Raw genomic sequence first — 14,867 nt, 5'->3', positions numbered from 1 at the left:
CAAAGACAAGATAGCTTAAAAAAGGAGAGAAGGGGCTTCCGATCTTATGAAGACCGTGTTATGATTTACGGATGGTATGTTGGGATGGACGGAACCTTATGAAACATTTATGATTTTGCTAGGAAAAGGGGAGGCGTAAAAATAATATCTTGATGACCTAACAACCATAAAACGAATATCATGCGCAATTTTCTTCTTTTTCTTTTTTCCATCGGACTTTTCACCTCTGTGCAAGCCCAGTCAGACTATGAACTGATTCAGCAAACCTTGGGCTACTACATGGAAGGGGGGTCCAATAAGGATTTTGATACATTGAAGAAGGCTTTTCACGAAACAGCAACGATGAAGTACATTACCGATGAAGGATACAAGGAAGTGAATGCCTTGGAGTTCTTTAGCGGAATGAAGCCCGGTCCAAGAGTAAACAGAAAAAATCGGATAGCCGAAATCACGGTATCAGGTCATGCAGCGAACGCTCGTTTGGAATTGGAGTATCCAGATTTCACCTTTGTGGATTTTATGAACATGCTCAAGATTGATGGGGAATGGAAAATTGTGAGCAAAATTTTCTATAAGAGGGTGGATTAGTTTATTGTCTTCTAGGGAACCAATATGGTTACGGTTAAAGGAAGGGTCCCCAATGACCCAAATCCTCCGGCTACTCCTGTGAGGTTGATTTCCTCGGTCCCGGTATAAGGTCCACAACATGCACCAGCTTCCATAAAAGAAGTCTCCAGAGCAAGTGTGAAGTTTACGTCATTGCCCACCCTGACCTGGTACTCCTGTACCCCAAAATCCTCATCATCCAAGTCAATAACTAGGAAAGCTTCATTTTGGAAATCGTTTTGAATTTCAAATGCCACCATATCGGTGTTTGAATCCCGAACGGTAATGTCCGATGTTTGGAATGTGCCATTAGTGAGCAGATTTTCTTGTGAATTTCCATTAATGATTTCAAAATAGATGGAATTATCCACGCCCAGACAATCCACTAGGGAGCAATCTTCCGCGTCGTCATTTTTGCAGCTTAAAAGAGTACCGAAAAGTAAACTATATGCCAGAAGGGTTTTAAAGTTCATAGTATCACTTTTGATGATAAGATGTAGTGGTTGACCAAATGTTGCGTTCTAGGGCAAACCTTAACATAGGTCCTAAATTACCATCCCCCCGAGGCACCACCTCCACCGAATCCTCCTCCGCCGAATCCACCCCCGAACCCGCCGGAACCGAATCCACCTCCTCCAAATCTTCCAGAAGACCCAGAACTACGTCCCATATTACTGAGTATAATCATGTCCCAAAGGTCTGGACCACGCCTTCTTCCTCCACCCCGTCCACCCCGGTTATTCCGGTTTTTCCTAGAAAGAATGATGAGTATGATTAGAAAGATGAGGAAGGGTAGTAAGGCTTTAAACGAAAAACCGTTTGAGTTTCCAAAGGTGCGTTCTTCATCAAATTCTCCATTTAAAACTTGGAAAATGGCGTCTGCCCCTTTATTAAGACCGCTATAATAATCCCCTTTTTTAAATTCAGGTATGATTACGGACTCTATGATTCGTTTCGACATAAAATCGGTCAGGGAGCCTTCAACACCATATCCGGTATTGATGGCTATTCTTCGGTCATCCCTGGCCAGAAGTACTAGTATTCCATTGTCTTTATCGGCTTGGCCAATGCCCCATTTCTGACCCCATTGGGCACCTAGAAAGTTGATGTTTTCCCCTTGCGTGGAACCAATTATGGCAATGACGATTTGTGTGGAGGTGGTATCCGAATACCGAATGAGCTTTTGTTCCAGAGCTTTGCTTTGGTTTACCGGCAAAAGGTTCACATAATCGTAAACGCTGGTCTGTAGTTTTGGCTTTTCCGGAATTGTAAATTGTCCCCATGCCATGGAAACAATTAGTAGGGCTGCAAAAAGGTTAACCTTTGGATATGGCATCGCTCAATTCATTGGTGTCTGTTTGGTCCCATGGGAAATGAGTTTGTAATTCCTCACCGGCCCGTTTTACCCCTTCTACAATTCCTTCTTTGAAGTCTCCCTTCTTAAAATGATTTGATATGACTTCCTTAGTGGATTCCCAAAAACCTTTGGGTACGACCCTATCTATACCTGAATCCCCGTAGATGACGAACTTTTTGTCCGTCACGGCAACATAGACCAGAACGCCATTGGCTTCCTTGGTATTATCCATTTTTAAAAAGTGGAACAGCTGCTGGGCGCGACTAAAATGGTCTATTTTGGCGGTAGCCTCAATATGTACCCTAATCTCCCCGGAAGTGTTCTTTTCAGCATCAAGGATTGCATTTACAATTTCTTCCTCTTCAGCTGCGGATAAAAATTCCTCTACTTTGGACATGTTTAGTTAAAATCGAAATTGACATCTGGGGCATTTTCTGCACCCGGGTTGGAGCTAAACAGAGCCAGTGCATCAAAGTTGGCGATGCTCGCAATAATATTTGTTGGGATTTTTTCAATTTTGATGTTGTACTCCCCAGCTAGATCATTAAACCTGTTCCGCTCCACATTGATACGGTTTTCGGTGCCTTCCAATTGGGATTGCAGCTCCAAAAAGTTTTGGTTTGCCTTTAGGTCTGGATACCGTTCCACCGTGACCAGCAATCTGGACAATGCCGAAGAAAGTCCGGTTTGGGCTTGCTGGAAAGCGGCAAGTTGTTCTGGAGTGATATTATTTGCATCTATAGTGGTTGAGGTGGCTTTAGCCCTAGCATCAATAACGTCTTTTAGGGTGCCGCGTTCAAAATCCGCAGCTCCTTGAACGGTTTTGACCAGGTTGCCGATCAAATCGCTCCTTCGCTGATACGAACTTTCCACGTTTGCCCACTGTTTTGTGGCCTGTCCTTTCATGTCTACCAAAGTGTTATTGGTTCTAACGTACCAGCCACCCAAAATGACGGCAAGGACAATCAGGACTATGACAAATAGTATTCCTTTTTTCATGTTCTCGGTTTTAGTGTTTATAGTGTTATAGTTGTTCTTTGATTTTGAGCAATTCGGCCTTTACTTTCTGTAGTTTTTGAATGACCTCGAAGTTGGACAAAGTCTTTTGCTTATCCTCTTTCAGATGGATTTTGGCCCCCTCCAGCGTAAATCCACGTTCTTTTACCAAGTGATAAATGAGTTGTAAGTTTTTAATGTCTTGAGGAGTGAACTTTCTGTTACCCTTGGCATTTTTCTTGGGTTGGAGTACGTCAAATTCCTTTTCCCAAAAACGAATCAGAGAGGTGTTCACCCCAAAAGCTTTGGCCACTTCGCCAATGCCATAATATCGTTTTTCGGGAAGGTCTACATGCATTAATCCAAGGATTGATTCTCTTGATTGGCGAATTTGAGCATATTTTCAAACTCTTCCGCCGTCAAACTTCCGTAGTAGAAGTTGATGGGGTTGATACGTTCTTTGTCCTTAAAGACCTCATAGTGCAAGTGAGGTGCCTCCGAACGTCCTGTATTTCCGACGAAACCAATCAGGTCACCGCGTTTAACCTTTTGACCTTTGGTTACATTGTATTTGCTCAAGTGAGCGTAGAGTGACATATAGCCATATCCGTGATCAATACGAATGTGCTTTCCATATCCCGAGGAACGATTGTCTGCGCGTTTTACCACACCATCACCGGTGGCATAAATGGGAACACCGCGAGGGGCGGTAAAGTCCATGCCCCAATGCATTTTTCTTGCCTTTGTGAAAGGGTCGGAGCGCCATCCATATCCAGAAGCCATCCGGGTCAAATCCTCGTTTCGCACAGGTTGGATAGCTGGAATGGCAGCTAGTAATTTTTCTTTTTCTTCCGCCAGTTTGGCAATTTCGTCCAACGATTTGGATTGGATCACCATCTGTTTTTGAATAATGTCCAATCGCTGGGTAGCATTGGTTATAATTTCCGAATTGTTGAAACCTTCAAGGGATTTATAACGGTTTATCCCACCAAAACCAGCTTTGCGCTGTTCCTCTGGGATTGGATTGGCCTCAAAGTATAGCCGGTAAATATTATTGTCCCGATCTTCAATATTGGCCAAGACCTGCTCCATTTGCTCCATCTTCTTTGTCAATATCTCAAATTGAAGCTCATAATTGCGCACCTCCCGATCTAGGGAGAGTTCTTTAGGGGTGTTCAGCCAACTTGTGTTCAATAAGACGATAAGACCTAATAACCCAAATAGGGCCGAGCCTAAAATGAAAAAGAAAAGATTCCGGTATTTCTTGGACTTTTTAGGTTCAATCTTCCGATAGGAAAGCGTATCTGGATCGTAATAGTACTTAACTTTAGACATGAAGGGATTTTATCCTATTTTTGCGCATTCATTTTATCAGAACAAACAAATATAAAAATTGTTTTGCTTAAAGTGTTAAATTTAATAAAACCCTAGGATTTTCAATGACATCCCAAGAAGTCAGACAGGCATTTTTAAATTTTTTCAAAGAAAAAAAACACAAAATCGTTCCATCGGCTCCCATGGTCATGAAGGACGATCCAACTTTGATGTTCACCAATGCCGGAATGAACCAGTTCAAGGAGTTTTTCCTTGGAAATTCCATCTCCAAATCCAAACGTGTCTCGGACACCCAAAAATGCTTACGGGTTAGTGGTAAACATAACGACTTGGAGGAAGTGGGTAAAGACACCTACCACCACACTATGTTTGAGATGTTGGGCAATTGGAGTTTTGGGGATTATTTTAAGAAAGAAGCCATTCAGTGGGCCTGGGAATTGCTCACCGAAGTTTATAAAATAGATAAGGACAGTCTGTATGTATCCGTTTTTGAGGGCAGCGATGATGCGGATAAGTTGGAGATGGATAAAGAGGCCTTTGATTTATGGAAAGCCATTGTTCCCGAGGATCGAATCATCATGGGGAACAAAAAGGACAACTTTTGGGAAATGGGAGATCAAGGTCCTTGTGGTCCCTGTTCCGAAATCCATGTAGATATTCGTTCAGCTGAGGAAAAAGCCAAAGTGCCGGGTGCCTCTCTGGTCAATCAGGACCATCCGCAAGTTGTGGAGATTTGGAACCTGGTCTTTATGCAATATAACCGCAAAGCCAGTGGAGAGCTGGAAAGTCTTCCAGAGAAACACGTGGATACCGGAATGGGCTTTGAGCGGCTTTGTATGGTGCTGCAAGGTGTCCAGTCCAATTACGATACCGATGTTTTTACCCCTTTGATTCGGGAGGTTGAAACCATTACGGGTAAAAAGTATGGCAAGGATGAGGAAACGGATATAGCCATTCGAGTGGTGGTGGACCATATTAGGGCTGTTGCCTTTTCCATTGCGGATGGGCAGCTCCCAAGTAACAATGGGGCTGGATATGTCATCCGAAGGATTCTTAGACGTGCCATTCGTTATGGGTTTACCTTTTTGGGCACGAACAAACCGTTTATTTATCGTTTGGTCAAAGTGTTGGGTGAAACTATGGGCAAGGCGTTTCCAGAACTTAGGGAGCAATATCAGCTGATTGAAAATGTAGTTAAGGAGGAAGAAAGTTCCTTTTTAAGTACCCTGGAACAAGGTTTGGTCCTTTTGGATTCGGTAATCAAATCTTCCAAAGAAAAAACCATTGATGGCCAGAAAGCCTTTGAACTCTACGATACTTTTGGGTTTCCAATCGACCTAACCTCATTGATTCTTGAGGAAAAAGGATACCATCTTGATGTAAAAGGGTTTGAAGCGGCCCTCAAAGCTCAAAAGGATCGCTCCAGGGCGGCTTCAGAAGTTTCCAAGGAGGATTGGACAGTGCTTTTGGAGGATTCCGAGCAGGAGTTTGTGGGCTATGATGTTTTGGAATCAGATGTGAAATTGGTGAAGTATCGAAAGGTAAGCAGTAAAAAAGGTGGTGATCAATATCAGTTGGTGTTTAATCTTACCCCGTTTTATGCCGAAGGTGGAGGACAGGTTGGCGACAAAGGTTATTTAGAAGCATCTAATGGAGATGTTATTTATATCATCGATACCAAAAGAGAAAATAACGAAATTGTCCACTTCACGGAGAATTTGCCCAAGGATACCAAGGGTACTTTTAAGGCTTCGGTAGACAAGAAACAACGCTGGCGCACGGCCAGTAATCATACGGCCACCCATTTGTTGCACCAAGCACTCCGGGAAGTGCTGGGAAACCATGTGGAACAAAAAGGTTCGGCAGTGCATTCAAAATATTTGCGTTTTGACTTTTCCCATTTTTCCAAGTTGAGCACCAAGGAACTTAGGGATGTGGAGAATTTTGTCAATGCTCGAATAGAAGGGCAACTGCCTTTTGAAGAAAACAGGAGTATTCCCATTCAAGAGGCAATGGATCAAGGTGCCATGGCACTCTTTGGTGAAAAATATGGTGATACTGTACGTACCGTACGCTTTGGGCAGTCCATTGAGCTTTGTGGGGGAACACATGTAAAGAACACGGCGGATATTTGGCATTTTAAAATTGTATCGGAGGGTGCCGTTGCAGCGGGAATCCGCAGGATTGAGGCCATTACTTCCGATGCGGTTAAGGAGTTCTATTTCAAGAACAACCGTATGTTGTTTGAAATCAAGGATTTGTTGAACAAGGCGCAAGACCCGGTGAAGGCGGTGGAAAGTCTACAAGAAGAAAACACAGCCTTAAAAAAGCAGATAGAGCAATTACTCAAGGACAAGGCTAAGGGACTTAAAAGTGAGTTGATTTCCGAACTTCAGGATATCAATGGCATTCAATTTTTGGCCAAACAGGTGGATTTGGATGCCGCTGGTATTAAGGACCTGGCCTTTGAAATGGGAGGACAAGTTTCCAATTTGTTTTTGCTGTTGGGAGCCGAAAAAGATGGAAAAGCATTGTTGAGCTGTTACATTTCCAAGGAATTGGCGTCCAACAAGGGATTGAACGCTGGAACCATAGTTCGCGAATTGGGCAAACATATCCAAGGTGGCGGAGGTGGACAGCCTTTTTTTGCCACGGCCGGCGGGAAAAACCCATCAGGTATACCAGCAGCATTGGACAATGCCCTTGAAATTATAAAAGCAACCACATAATAAGTGCCCATTAAGCTAAAGCATATCAATTGGAAATACATATTTGGAGAAATCCTTTTGTTGTTTGTTGGTATTAACTTGGCCATTTGGTTCAACGAATGGAATACATCGAGATCCATAGAAAAGAACAAGGAAATTGCATTGGCGAAAATCAAGGTAGAAATGGAGTCCAACCTTAAGCAACTGGTGGAAAATCATGCTGAAAACCAAAAGATTCCCAAGTTTTTCCAGGAATTGAATAGCCTGAAGAACGATAAGGATGAATTGCTTTTGACACCACAGAGATGGAATGCATTTGTTGATGCCTATCCTGATTTAATGAAGACCGAAGACTCGGTATCTGTAGGAAATGGGAAGTATAGGTATGAAGGGGATACTACCATATTCCTGGAGCTGACGGATCTGAGTGATATAGCGTGGGAAATCTCAAAATCCACTGGGATTTTCCATGAGTTTGGATATGATTGCCTTTATCAACTGCAGGCAATATATCACACGCAGAACCTTGTTAAAAACGAACTTAATAAAGCAACTGAAGCTTTGGGAAACAAATCCATTGACGATTTGATCAGGGTTTTGAGCTTTATGGACCAACTGGAGACCCAATTGGAAGATCAATACAAGGATATGATCAAAAGCATTGATAACTGCAAGTAACTTGCGGCTATGAAACTACAAACCCAAATTCCACTTAAAAAGTCCAAAACTCCACTGACCTATCAAAGTAAGGTGGTTCTTTTGGGTTCTTGTTTTGCCGAAAACATAGCGTCGAAACTGAACTACTATCAATTCCAACACAAACAAAACCCTTTTGGGATTCTATTTCAGCCCTTGGCCATAGAAAACCTGATTTCCAGAGCGGTAAAAGAGCAAGAGTATACACACAAGGAAAGTTTTGAGCAAGATGGACTATGGTTGTGCTTCGATGCACATTCCGAAATACATGGTGGAAACGGGGAGGCATTGCTTCAAAACCTAAATTCAGGACTTACAGAAACCAAGAAGTGGTTAACCGAGGCTTCACATATTTTGATTACGTTGGGTACGGCCTGGGGATATCGGAATAAATCCACCCAAAAAATGGTGGCGAACTGCCATAAAGTGCCCCAAAAAGAGTTTCAAAAGGAACTTCTATCTGTCGACCAAATTGAAACCAGTTTAAAAAATAGCGTAGGGTTAATTCAATCCATAAATCCACAGGCGGAAATCATTTTCACGGTTTCACCTGTAAGGCACCTCAAGGACGGATTTGTGGAAAACCAAAGAAGCAAGGCACACCTTTTGGCCGCCCTTCATGGATTTATGAGCCATTCTAACTTCAAACTTCGTCTGTCGTATTTTGAAAGTTATGAGATCATGATGGATGAACTCCGTGATTACCGCTTTTATGGCAAAGACTTGGTCCATCCCAACGAATTGGCGGTAGATTACATTTGGGAAAAGTTTAAGTCGGTTTGGATTGCTGAAACCAGCTATCCGGAAATGGATAAGGTGGATGCGGTGCAAAAGGGATTGCAACACCGACCGTTTCATCCAGAATCCGAGTCGCACCAAAAGTTTGAAGCATCCCTGCGGTCAAAAATTGCGTATCTTAAAGAGAGATATCCTTTCATGAATTTTGGATAGATGAAAAAAGTACTGCTAGGCGCCCTTATTGCAATAACTTCTATTCTGGTGTATAAATCCTGTGCCGATTACAATGCGGAACAGGCAATCCTCAAAGAGAGTTCCTTGCTGATTCAACAGGAACTGAAGAACGTTTCTAAACTTATTGTTACGGAGGGGCATTTTGTGGAAGTCTACAACTATGCTGATTCAAAGGAATTGTTTGGTAGTTTGGTTACAGCGGATAAAAAGGCCTTGGTAGTGGCTAATGCCGAGGTTACCATTGCATACGATTTGTCCCAGATTCAATATGATGTGGATGAGGAACAAACCACTATTCGGATAACCAAAATACCGGAACCTGAAATCAAGATTCACCCTGATTTTGAATACTACGATGTTACGGCAGACTATTTTAATCCGTTTAATGCGGATGATTACAATGCCATTCGGGATCAGGTAAATACTTCGTTGCAAAAAAAGATTGATGCTTCCACCTTGCGCTCCAATGCCCAGAATAGATTGATGAGTGAGCTTTCCCGCATCTATGTGCTTACCAATTCCTTGGGATGGAAATTGGTGATTGATGGAATGAAACCGGATACTATGAATACGCTAAACCTTGAGCGAAACACTGTTGTCGACTAGGTCCAAACCATCATCAATCAAATGTCCCACCTCCGGTCTTTGTTTTTTGATGTCTTCTAAATGGGATTTTATCTCACCTGTCAAGGTCTCACGTTGACCTATTTTAGCCAATTCGTAAAGTTCCACCGGTAGTAGCCAATCCAATGGAAATTCCGCTTTGAACTCTTCAAATAATTTTCCGCGGGAAATATAGGTATTAATGCCCTCGCGATACTCACGAACACGTTGGTAGTAGCCTTCCAACTTGATGCGCTCCTCGTCACTGGTCTTTTTTATGGTTGTCTCCGTTAATTTATGGTTGATAAGGTCAAAACTTTGAAGATCTGCCGGGCCGTTATAGGCCGAAACCACATCTTGACCAACTGCCATGTGGTACAGCCCCCATTCCGGTAAAAATAATATGGTGCCATCATGGGTAACCTTACAATCCTTAAAGGTGATCAGGATTATTTTGCCTTGTAAGTTTCGAGTGCCTGTTACAATGGTGCCTTCGACCTTTACACCGCCTTCAAATTCCAGGCTCACTTCCTCCTCCTCAAAGATTTTATAGGCCTTGAGGTCACGTGGACCCATATCTTCAATGGCTAGATTAATGCCTTTCAATTTGCCTATGGGAGAGCCAAAACCTTCGGCATGTTCCAAGGTGCTATGCCCAACGAGTTCCTTGTCCCTGTAGGCAAGTGCGGTAGGTCCAACGGTCCTGATGTAAATGGGTTTTCCGTTGTGTTCCAAAACATGATTGAAAACCCCGGAGATTTGGAGTCCAGTACTGAGCTCCAAACTGCCCAAGGCACGGGAAGCAATGAGTTTTTTAACCCCGGAAAGACCACCAGTGCGTAGTGCCATAGAATTGGCAAAATCCTCCAAGACCTGGCTTAGATGCGCAAAGTGGGGCGTTACAAAGAGTTGGGGTTGGGGTTTGGTGATATCGAAAGCGGTTTGCGCCGCTTCCAGGGTATAGGGGAGCTTTTTTACGTCAGTTTGCATGCACCATTTGCTCTCCCCAATGGACGAAAGTAATCCGGCGCCATAGATTTTTGGTTGCTCTACTTCGCCAATCAATCCGTATTCCACAGTCCACCAGTGTAGGTTGCGTATCAGGGCCATTTCACTGGGTTCTCCCATGTTTTCCTGCAACTGTTCAATTTTCTGCTCGGCTTTTTCAATTTCTTCCTTTGGAGTTCCTGCAGCCTCCTTAATGATGGAAAGATGCCGTACCGCTTCATAAAGTTCATAGTCCTTGGCGCTGGAAATGGCTTTGCATCCTATCTCCCCAAAACGTCTTAAATATTCTGCATACTCCGGATTAGCGATAATGGGGGCATGTCCTGCTCCCTCATGAATGATATCTGGCGCCGGAGTGTATTCAATGTTTTCCAATTGGCGAATATCGGATGCAATGACAAGTACATTGTAAGCCTGGAATTCCATAAAAGCAGCAGGAGGAATAAAACCATCCACAGCCACTGCAGCCCAACCAATTTCCTTTAGAATTCGGTTCATTCCATACATATTGGGAATGTTGTCGATGGAAATCCCGGTTTTTTCCAAACCTTCCACGTACGACTTGTGGGCAACCTTGCTTAGGTAATCCACGTTCTTGCGCATAACATACCGCCAAACGGCCTGGTCAATAGGAGTGTATTCCTCATAGTTCTGGGGCTTGATAAACTGTTTTAAGTGTTCTGGTAGTTTATCTAGAATAGGGTTGCTCTCGTACGCGGGATGTTCCATAATAATCGATTAAAATTGAAGGGAAACCAATATAAAAACCTATTAAAAATACGATTTATTGACTAAAACACTTCATTTTAATCCAATAACAGGAATATAGTCTTAATTGAATAATATTTTAGGAATATTTACTAAATTTGATTCTAGAGGAATCAAAGAACAGGAAAAAGTATGCAAGAGAAATTGGACGCCATTGATAGGGAGATTTTAAAAATCTTGGAAAAGGATGCCAAGACCATTGCCAAGGATATTGCAGAGCACTTGGGATTGACAAAAACTCCGGTGTATGAGCGTATTCGAAGGCTGGAACAGGAGGGTTTTATTCAGAATTATTCGGCCATCATTAACAAAGATAAGGTGGAACAAAGCATTACCGTGTTCAGCTTTGTCTCTTTGGAAGCGCAAAAAGGGCATTTAATGGACGATTTTCTAAATCAGGTCAAACAATTGGATGAGGTGACCGAGTGCTTTGTGGTTGGGGGTGAGTTCGACTTTTTGCTCAAGGTTATCGTAAAAGATTTGGATGCGTACTACTCGTTTGCCAAAAGCAAGATTGCTTCATTGCCCAATATTGGAGCAGTTAAAAGCGCATTTGTCTTAAAAGAGGTAAAAAACGAAAACACCTTTCCACTACTGTAAAAAGGTGTTGACAAAAATTGGACGAAGAATCCGGTTCACTTTTCCACCACAATAAACACTTAACCGAGCTACTTCAGATTCTTCGTTCCAATCTAGATTTTAATTGGAGGCGACAGCTCTAGGTTCTGGAGGATATTCTTTAAGAATATTGGAAACGAATTCCCGAATGCGTTGTTCTTTTCGCTCTATATTTTTAGTATTGTTCAAGGTACCCACACCGCGTCCTTGCCATACCAATTCTTTTTCTTTGGCGTCGATGACATCAATGTAAAGGGAGCCTTCGGTACGTGTGCTCACATTGTTGCCACCCCAGCCCCAGCCCCAACCAGGACCCCAGACCCAAGGATTGTAAAAGCCACCCCAACCCCAGCCCCAGCCAAAGTTGTTGTTGTAGACATCAACACGTTCCCGCTCTTTGGTAAAGATGCTGATGAGGACATCGGGCTGTTGCGATTTGGCAAAACCACGGGAACCCATCTCTGCCTCAATGGCCTTTAGGATGCGTTTTTTGTCCAAATCGGAAATTTGGGCCTTATCAATGCCAGTTTTATAAAAGGCATAGGTTTGGTAAGTGCCAAAATCTTTTTGGGTATCATAATCGGAAACGACCCTCACAGAGCTGCAAGAAGCCAAGAACGTCAGCACGAAAGCTGCCAACGTAAAACGTTTTAAATTTTTCATAGTAATCCTTTTTGAGTTCATTGAAATGACTATAAATCAGTCACAAATATTATGCCGAACACGGGTTTATTGCCTCCTGTTGGTTTTTTTGTTGTAACCGTAAGGACAATGTCGACAGCCACTTTCGCAGCAGTACCCTCTTTTACGATGGTACTGTTCCGTAAATACCTTGTACCCCTCTTCCGAAAGATAATAGTCGCCCTCTTCCAGGGGAATGTATTCCTTCATCTAAATTCGTTCTGTATGGAATCTTATAAAATTAAGACATTCCGACGAATGACCTCAAAATCCAAGATTTAGGTTATTCACCGAAATTGTTAATCGTATTGTCGACACATTTGAATGTTCGGAAGCATCAAAAGTTATATTTGTAGGAAACCTATGATAATTCGATTTGATTTTAGTCTTTAAACATTTCTTTTATCGCAATTATGTTGGCCTGTCTTTGTGGCCCTTTATCATCCTAAAGGAAGGTGCGCTTAGGAAAGACGATGTCTTGATCAACCACGAGCGTATTCACCTGAAACAGCAGCGGGAACTTTTCATTATACCCTTTTACATCCTATATATTTCGGAATGGCTTCTTCGAACTGTTTTGTATCTTGACAGCTATAGGGCCTACCAAAATATCAGTTTTGAGCGTGAGGCTTATGCCAATGAGGATGATATGGAGTATATTTTCCGCAGAAAAGCGTATAGTTTTTTGAACTATTTGACGCGTTAACCAGTAAAACTTGTCAATTCCCAATCAGAAAGTAGCGTTGCCCCTTTTGGAGGAGCATCAAATAGATCTTTACATCAAAAGGGAAGATACCATCCATCCCTATATTTCCGGGAACAAGTTCCGAAAACTCAAATACAACATTGAAGAAGCCAAGCAGCGCCAACATGGAACGCTCCTCACCTTTGGTGGTGCTTTCAGCAATCACATAGCCGCAACGGCCTTTGCAGGCAAACTCAACGGATTAAAAACCATTGGGGTTATCCGGGGCGATGAGTTGGAAACAGGCTGGAAAAGCAATCCTACACTTAGTTTTGCTGCGGACCAGGGTATGGATTTCCATTTTGTATCCCGAAGTGGGTATCGCATAAAACATACACCAGAATTCCTAGACCAACTCAGGGAAAAGTTTGGCGACTTTTATCTTGTTCCCGAAGGAGGTACAAATCAATTGGCCGTAAAGGGATGTGAAGAAGTCCTAAAATCCGATGACCAAAAGTTCGATTTCATTTGTAGCTCGGTAGGTACTGGTGGTACCATTTCGGGATTGATCAACTCAGCCCAAACACATCAAAAAGTATTGGGCTTTCCAGCATTAAAAGGAGACTTTTTAAGGGAGGATATCCAGAAATTTGCACGTCAAGAAAACTGGGATTTGATTTTGGACTATCACTTTGGGGGTTATGCCAAAATCAATCTTCAATTGGTGGAGTTTATCAACGATTTTAAAAAGAAAACGGGCATTCCTCTAGATCCGGTATACACCGGAAAGATGCTTTTTGGTATTTTTGACCTGATTAAAAAAGGCTTTTTTAAGTCTGGAACCCAAATTTTGGCCATCCATACGGGAGGTTTGCAAGGGATAAAAGGAATGAACCAAGTGCTGAAACAAAAGAATTTACCGGTATTGGATTTATGATTAGGAGAATAGGATACGTTATGGTGCTTCTGCTATTAGTGGCGAGTTGCAAATCCAAAAGGCGAGTGGTGAGTCAAAAACCAAAACCAGTGGTGGAAACCCAAACACCCGGCAACCTCAATCGTGACTTACCCAAAGACGGACCAAAGGAATCAGAGTTGTATCCGCTTCCTGCCAATCCAGGTCGGTTTGTGAAATTTCCCATTGTAAATACCCAAGAATATATAGAGACCTTTGCTGAAATGGCCCAATACGAAATGCGGGCCTTTGGTATTCCGGCCAGTATTACCTTGGCACAAGGAATTTTGGAAAGCGGTTCGGGAAAAGGCGAACTCACACGCAAAACGAACAATCATTTTGGCATCAAATGCCATACCGGCTGGGATGGCGAATTCGATTTTCATGATGACGATGCCAAAGGGGAGTGTTTTAGGAAATACAATCACCCCATGTATTCGTTCCGGGACCATAGTATCTTCCTTTCTTCACGCTCTCGATATGCGTTTCTTTTCAATTACAGAAGGGACGATTACAAGAAATGGGCCTATGGACTGCGACAGGCGGGTTATGCCACGGATCGTAAATACCCTCAAAAACTGATTGCCCTAATTGAGCGATATAACTTGGACCGATATGATGATGAGGTTGTCCGAGGTGGGTTGGACACCGTGAGGGCTCCCAAAGAGTATGAGGATTTTACCCATGTGGTTGCTCAAGGCGAGACCTTGTATGCCATCTCAAGGAAATATACCATTTCGGTGGACGAGTTAAAGCGAATCAATAATTTGAACAGTAATACCATTTCCATTGGGCAAGTGCTCAATATCAGAAAAGAAAAAACGAAATAATCCCGTCAGTTCAAGTGGTTCCGACTATGTTGGAAGTATACGGCGAACA

At 42.7% G+C, this 14,867-nt stretch carries 18 protein-coding genes; 9 read left to right on the top strand and 9 right to left on the bottom strand.

Going from position 1 to position 14,867, the window contains the following annotated elements; translation table 11 throughout:
- Window positions 1-180: 180 nt before the first annotated feature.
- Complete coding sequence (locus BUC10_RS06190; RefSeq protein ID WP_073177379.1) at window positions 181-588, top strand: nuclear transport factor 2 family protein; 408 nt, start codon at window positions 181-183, stop codon at window positions 586-588.
- 11 nt (window positions 589-599) lie between these two features.
- Here the strand turns inward: BUC10_RS06190 and BUC10_RS06185 are convergent, their stop codons facing one another.
- The 6 genes from BUC10_RS06185 to BUC10_RS06160 all read right to left on the bottom strand — a co-directional run bounded on the left by BUC10_RS06185 (window position 600) and on the right by BUC10_RS06160 (window position 4,294).
- Window positions 600-1,079 (bottom strand): hypothetical protein, encoded by a 480-nt coding sequence (locus BUC10_RS06185; protein ID WP_073177377.1) that lies wholly within the window; start codon window positions 1,077-1,079, stop codon window positions 600-602.
- Between the two features lie 77 nt (window positions 1,080-1,156).
- A complete protein-coding gene (locus BUC10_RS06180; protein WP_073177375.1) occupies window positions 1,157-1,942 on the bottom strand; it encodes a TPM domain-containing protein in 786 nt (261 codons plus the stop codon).
- A complete protein-coding gene (locus BUC10_RS06175; protein ID WP_073177373.1) occupies window positions 1,923-2,360 on the bottom strand; it encodes a TPM domain-containing protein in 438 nt (145 codons plus the stop codon). The genes BUC10_RS06180 and BUC10_RS06175 overlap by 20 nt, the downstream gene beginning before the upstream one ends.
- 2 nt (window positions 2,361-2,362) lie before the next feature.
- Entirely contained in the window at window positions 2,363-2,962 is a 600-nt protein-coding gene (locus tag BUC10_RS06170) for a LemA family protein (RefSeq protein WP_073177371.1), read from the bottom strand.
- Between the two features lie 25 nt (window positions 2,963-2,987).
- Window positions 2,988-3,317, bottom strand: a complete 330-nt coding sequence (locus tag BUC10_RS06165; RefSeq protein WP_073177369.1) for a MerR family transcriptional regulator — start codon at window positions 3,315-3,317, stop codon at window positions 2,988-2,990.
- Entirely contained in the window at window positions 3,317-4,294 is a 978-nt protein-coding gene (locus BUC10_RS06160; protein WP_073177366.1) for a M23 family metallopeptidase, read from the bottom strand. Before BUC10_RS06160 ends, BUC10_RS06165 begins: the two co-directional genes overlap by 1 nt.
- A 104-nt stretch (window positions 4,295-4,398) precedes the next feature.
- On the opposite strand from BUC10_RS06160, the gene alaS reads away from it, so the two are divergent.
- From alaS to BUC10_RS06140, 4 genes are read left to right on the top strand one after another with little or no spacing between them, the layout of a single operon-like run.
- Complete coding sequence (gene alaS / locus BUC10_RS06155; RefSeq protein ID WP_073177364.1) at window positions 4,399-7,023, top strand: alanine--tRNA ligase; 2,625 nt, start codon at window positions 4,399-4,401, stop codon at window positions 7,021-7,023.
- 3 nt (window positions 7,024-7,026) lie between these two features.
- Window positions 7,027-7,680: a hypothetical protein gene (locus tag BUC10_RS06150; RefSeq protein ID WP_073177361.1), complete on the top strand. Its 654-nt coding sequence runs from the start codon at window positions 7,027-7,029 to the stop codon at window positions 7,678-7,680.
- Window positions 7,681-7,689: 9 nt separating this feature from the next.
- Entirely contained in the window at window positions 7,690-8,649 is a 960-nt protein-coding gene (locus BUC10_RS06145) for a GSCFA domain-containing protein (RefSeq protein WP_073177359.1), read from the top strand.
- Entirely contained in the window at window positions 8,650-9,276 is a 627-nt protein-coding gene (locus tag BUC10_RS06140) for a DUF4230 domain-containing protein (protein WP_073177356.1), read from the top strand.
- Here BUC10_RS06140 and BUC10_RS06135 read toward each other — a convergent pair.
- The gene (locus BUC10_RS06135; RefSeq protein WP_073177353.1) at window positions 9,244-11,010 is read right to left on the bottom strand and encodes an aromatic amino acid hydroxylase; all 1,767 of its coding nucleotides are present in this window, start codon (window positions 11,008-11,010) and stop codon (window positions 9,244-9,246) included. The genes BUC10_RS06140 and BUC10_RS06135 overlap by 33 nt on opposite strands.
- Before the next feature lie 171 nt (window positions 11,011-11,181).
- On the opposite strand from BUC10_RS06135, the gene BUC10_RS06130 reads away from it, so the two are divergent.
- Window positions 11,182-11,649, top strand: a complete 468-nt coding sequence (locus tag BUC10_RS06130) for an Lrp/AsnC family transcriptional regulator (protein WP_073177350.1) — start codon at window positions 11,182-11,184, stop codon at window positions 11,647-11,649.
- 99 nt (window positions 11,650-11,748) lie between these two features.
- On the opposite strand, the gene BUC10_RS06125 is transcribed toward BUC10_RS06130, so the two are convergent.
- Complete coding sequence (locus tag BUC10_RS06125; protein ID WP_073178822.1) at window positions 11,749-12,330, bottom strand: DUF4136 domain-containing protein; 582 nt, start codon at window positions 12,328-12,330, stop codon at window positions 11,749-11,751.
- A 66-nt stretch (window positions 12,331-12,396) separates the two neighbouring features.
- Window positions 12,397-12,558, bottom strand: a complete 162-nt coding sequence (locus tag BUC10_RS17825) for a DUF5522 domain-containing protein (RefSeq protein WP_165614866.1) — start codon at window positions 12,556-12,558, stop codon at window positions 12,397-12,399.
- A 166-nt stretch (window positions 12,559-12,724) separates the two neighbouring features.
- Between BUC10_RS17825 and BUC10_RS06120 the strand changes: the two genes are divergently transcribed.
- From BUC10_RS06120 to BUC10_RS06110, 3 genes are read left to right on the top strand one after another with little or no spacing between them, the layout of a single operon-like run.
- A complete protein-coding gene (locus tag BUC10_RS06120) occupies window positions 12,725-13,054 on the top strand; it encodes a hypothetical protein (RefSeq protein WP_073177348.1) in 330 nt (109 codons plus the stop codon).
- Window positions 13,055-13,064: 10 nt separating this feature from the next.
- Complete coding sequence (locus BUC10_RS06115) at window positions 13,065-13,970, top strand: 1-aminocyclopropane-1-carboxylate deaminase/D-cysteine desulfhydrase (RefSeq protein ID WP_116465752.1); 906 nt, start codon at window positions 13,065-13,067, stop codon at window positions 13,968-13,970.
- Window positions 13,967-14,818, top strand: coding sequence for a glucosaminidase domain-containing protein (locus BUC10_RS06110; protein WP_073177345.1), 852 nt, complete (start codon window positions 13,967-13,969; stop codon window positions 14,816-14,818). The genes BUC10_RS06115 and BUC10_RS06110 overlap by 4 nt, the downstream gene beginning before the upstream one ends.
- Window positions 14,819-14,867 lie beyond the last annotated feature (49 nt).

Origin of the sequence: Flagellimonas flava, from assembly GCF_900129665.1 — a bacterium.
Lineage (GTDB): Bacteria > Bacteroidota > Bacteroidia > Flavobacteriales > Flavobacteriaceae > Flagellimonas > Flagellimonas flava.
This window is presented reverse-complemented; position numbering and strand designations above follow the sequence as displayed.

Bases quoted from the DNA above. Each gene is read 5' to 3' on its own strand.
- BUC10_RS06190 (WP_073177379.1), top strand. From the start codon at position 181: ATGCGCAATTTTCTTCTTTTTCTTTTTTCCATCGGACTTTTCACCTCT.
- BUC10_RS06185 (WP_073177377.1), bottom strand. From the start codon at position 1,079: ATGAACTTTAAAACCCTTCTGGCATATAGTTTACTTTTCGGTACTCTT.
- BUC10_RS06180 (WP_073177375.1), bottom strand. From the start codon at position 1,942: ATGCCATATCCAAAGGTTAACCTTTTTGCAGCCCTACTAATTGTTTCC.
- BUC10_RS06175 (WP_073177373.1), bottom strand. From the start codon at position 2,360: ATGTCCAAAGTAGAGGAATTTTTATCCGCAGCTGAAGAGGAAGAAATT.
- BUC10_RS06170 (WP_073177371.1), bottom strand. From the start codon at position 2,962: ATGAAAAAAGGAATACTATTTGTCATAGTCCTGATTGTCCTTGCCGTC.
- BUC10_RS06165 (WP_073177369.1), bottom strand. From the start codon at position 3,317: ATGCATGTAGACCTTCCCGAAAAACGATATTATGGCATTGGCGAAGTG.
- BUC10_RS06160 (WP_073177366.1), bottom strand. From the start codon at position 4,294: ATGTCTAAAGTTAAGTACTATTACGATCCAGATACGCTTTCCTATCGG.
- alaS (WP_073177364.1), top strand. From the start codon at position 4,399: ATGACATCCCAAGAAGTCAGACAGGCATTTTTAAATTTTTTCAAAGAA.
- BUC10_RS06145 (WP_073177359.1), top strand. From the start codon at position 7,690: ATGAAACTACAAACCCAAATTCCACTTAAAAAGTCCAAAACTCCACTG.
- BUC10_RS06140 (WP_073177356.1), top strand. From the start codon at position 8,650: ATGAAAAAAGTACTGCTAGGCGCCCTTATTGCAATAACTTCTATTCTG.
- BUC10_RS06135 (WP_073177353.1), bottom strand. From the start codon at position 11,010: ATGGAACATCCCGCGTACGAGAGCAACCCTATTCTAGATAAACTACCA.
- BUC10_RS06130 (WP_073177350.1), top strand. From the start codon at position 11,182: ATGCAAGAGAAATTGGACGCCATTGATAGGGAGATTTTAAAAATCTTG.
- BUC10_RS06125 (WP_073178822.1), bottom strand. From the start codon at position 12,330: ATGAAAAATTTAAAACGTTTTACGTTGGCAGCTTTCGTGCTGACGTTC.
- BUC10_RS17825 (WP_165614866.1), bottom strand. From the start codon at position 12,558: ATGAAGGAATACATTCCCCTGGAAGAGGGCGACTATTATCTTTCGGAA.
- BUC10_RS06110 (WP_073177345.1), top strand. From the start codon at position 13,967: ATGATTAGGAGAATAGGATACGTTATGGTGCTTCTGCTATTAGTGGCG.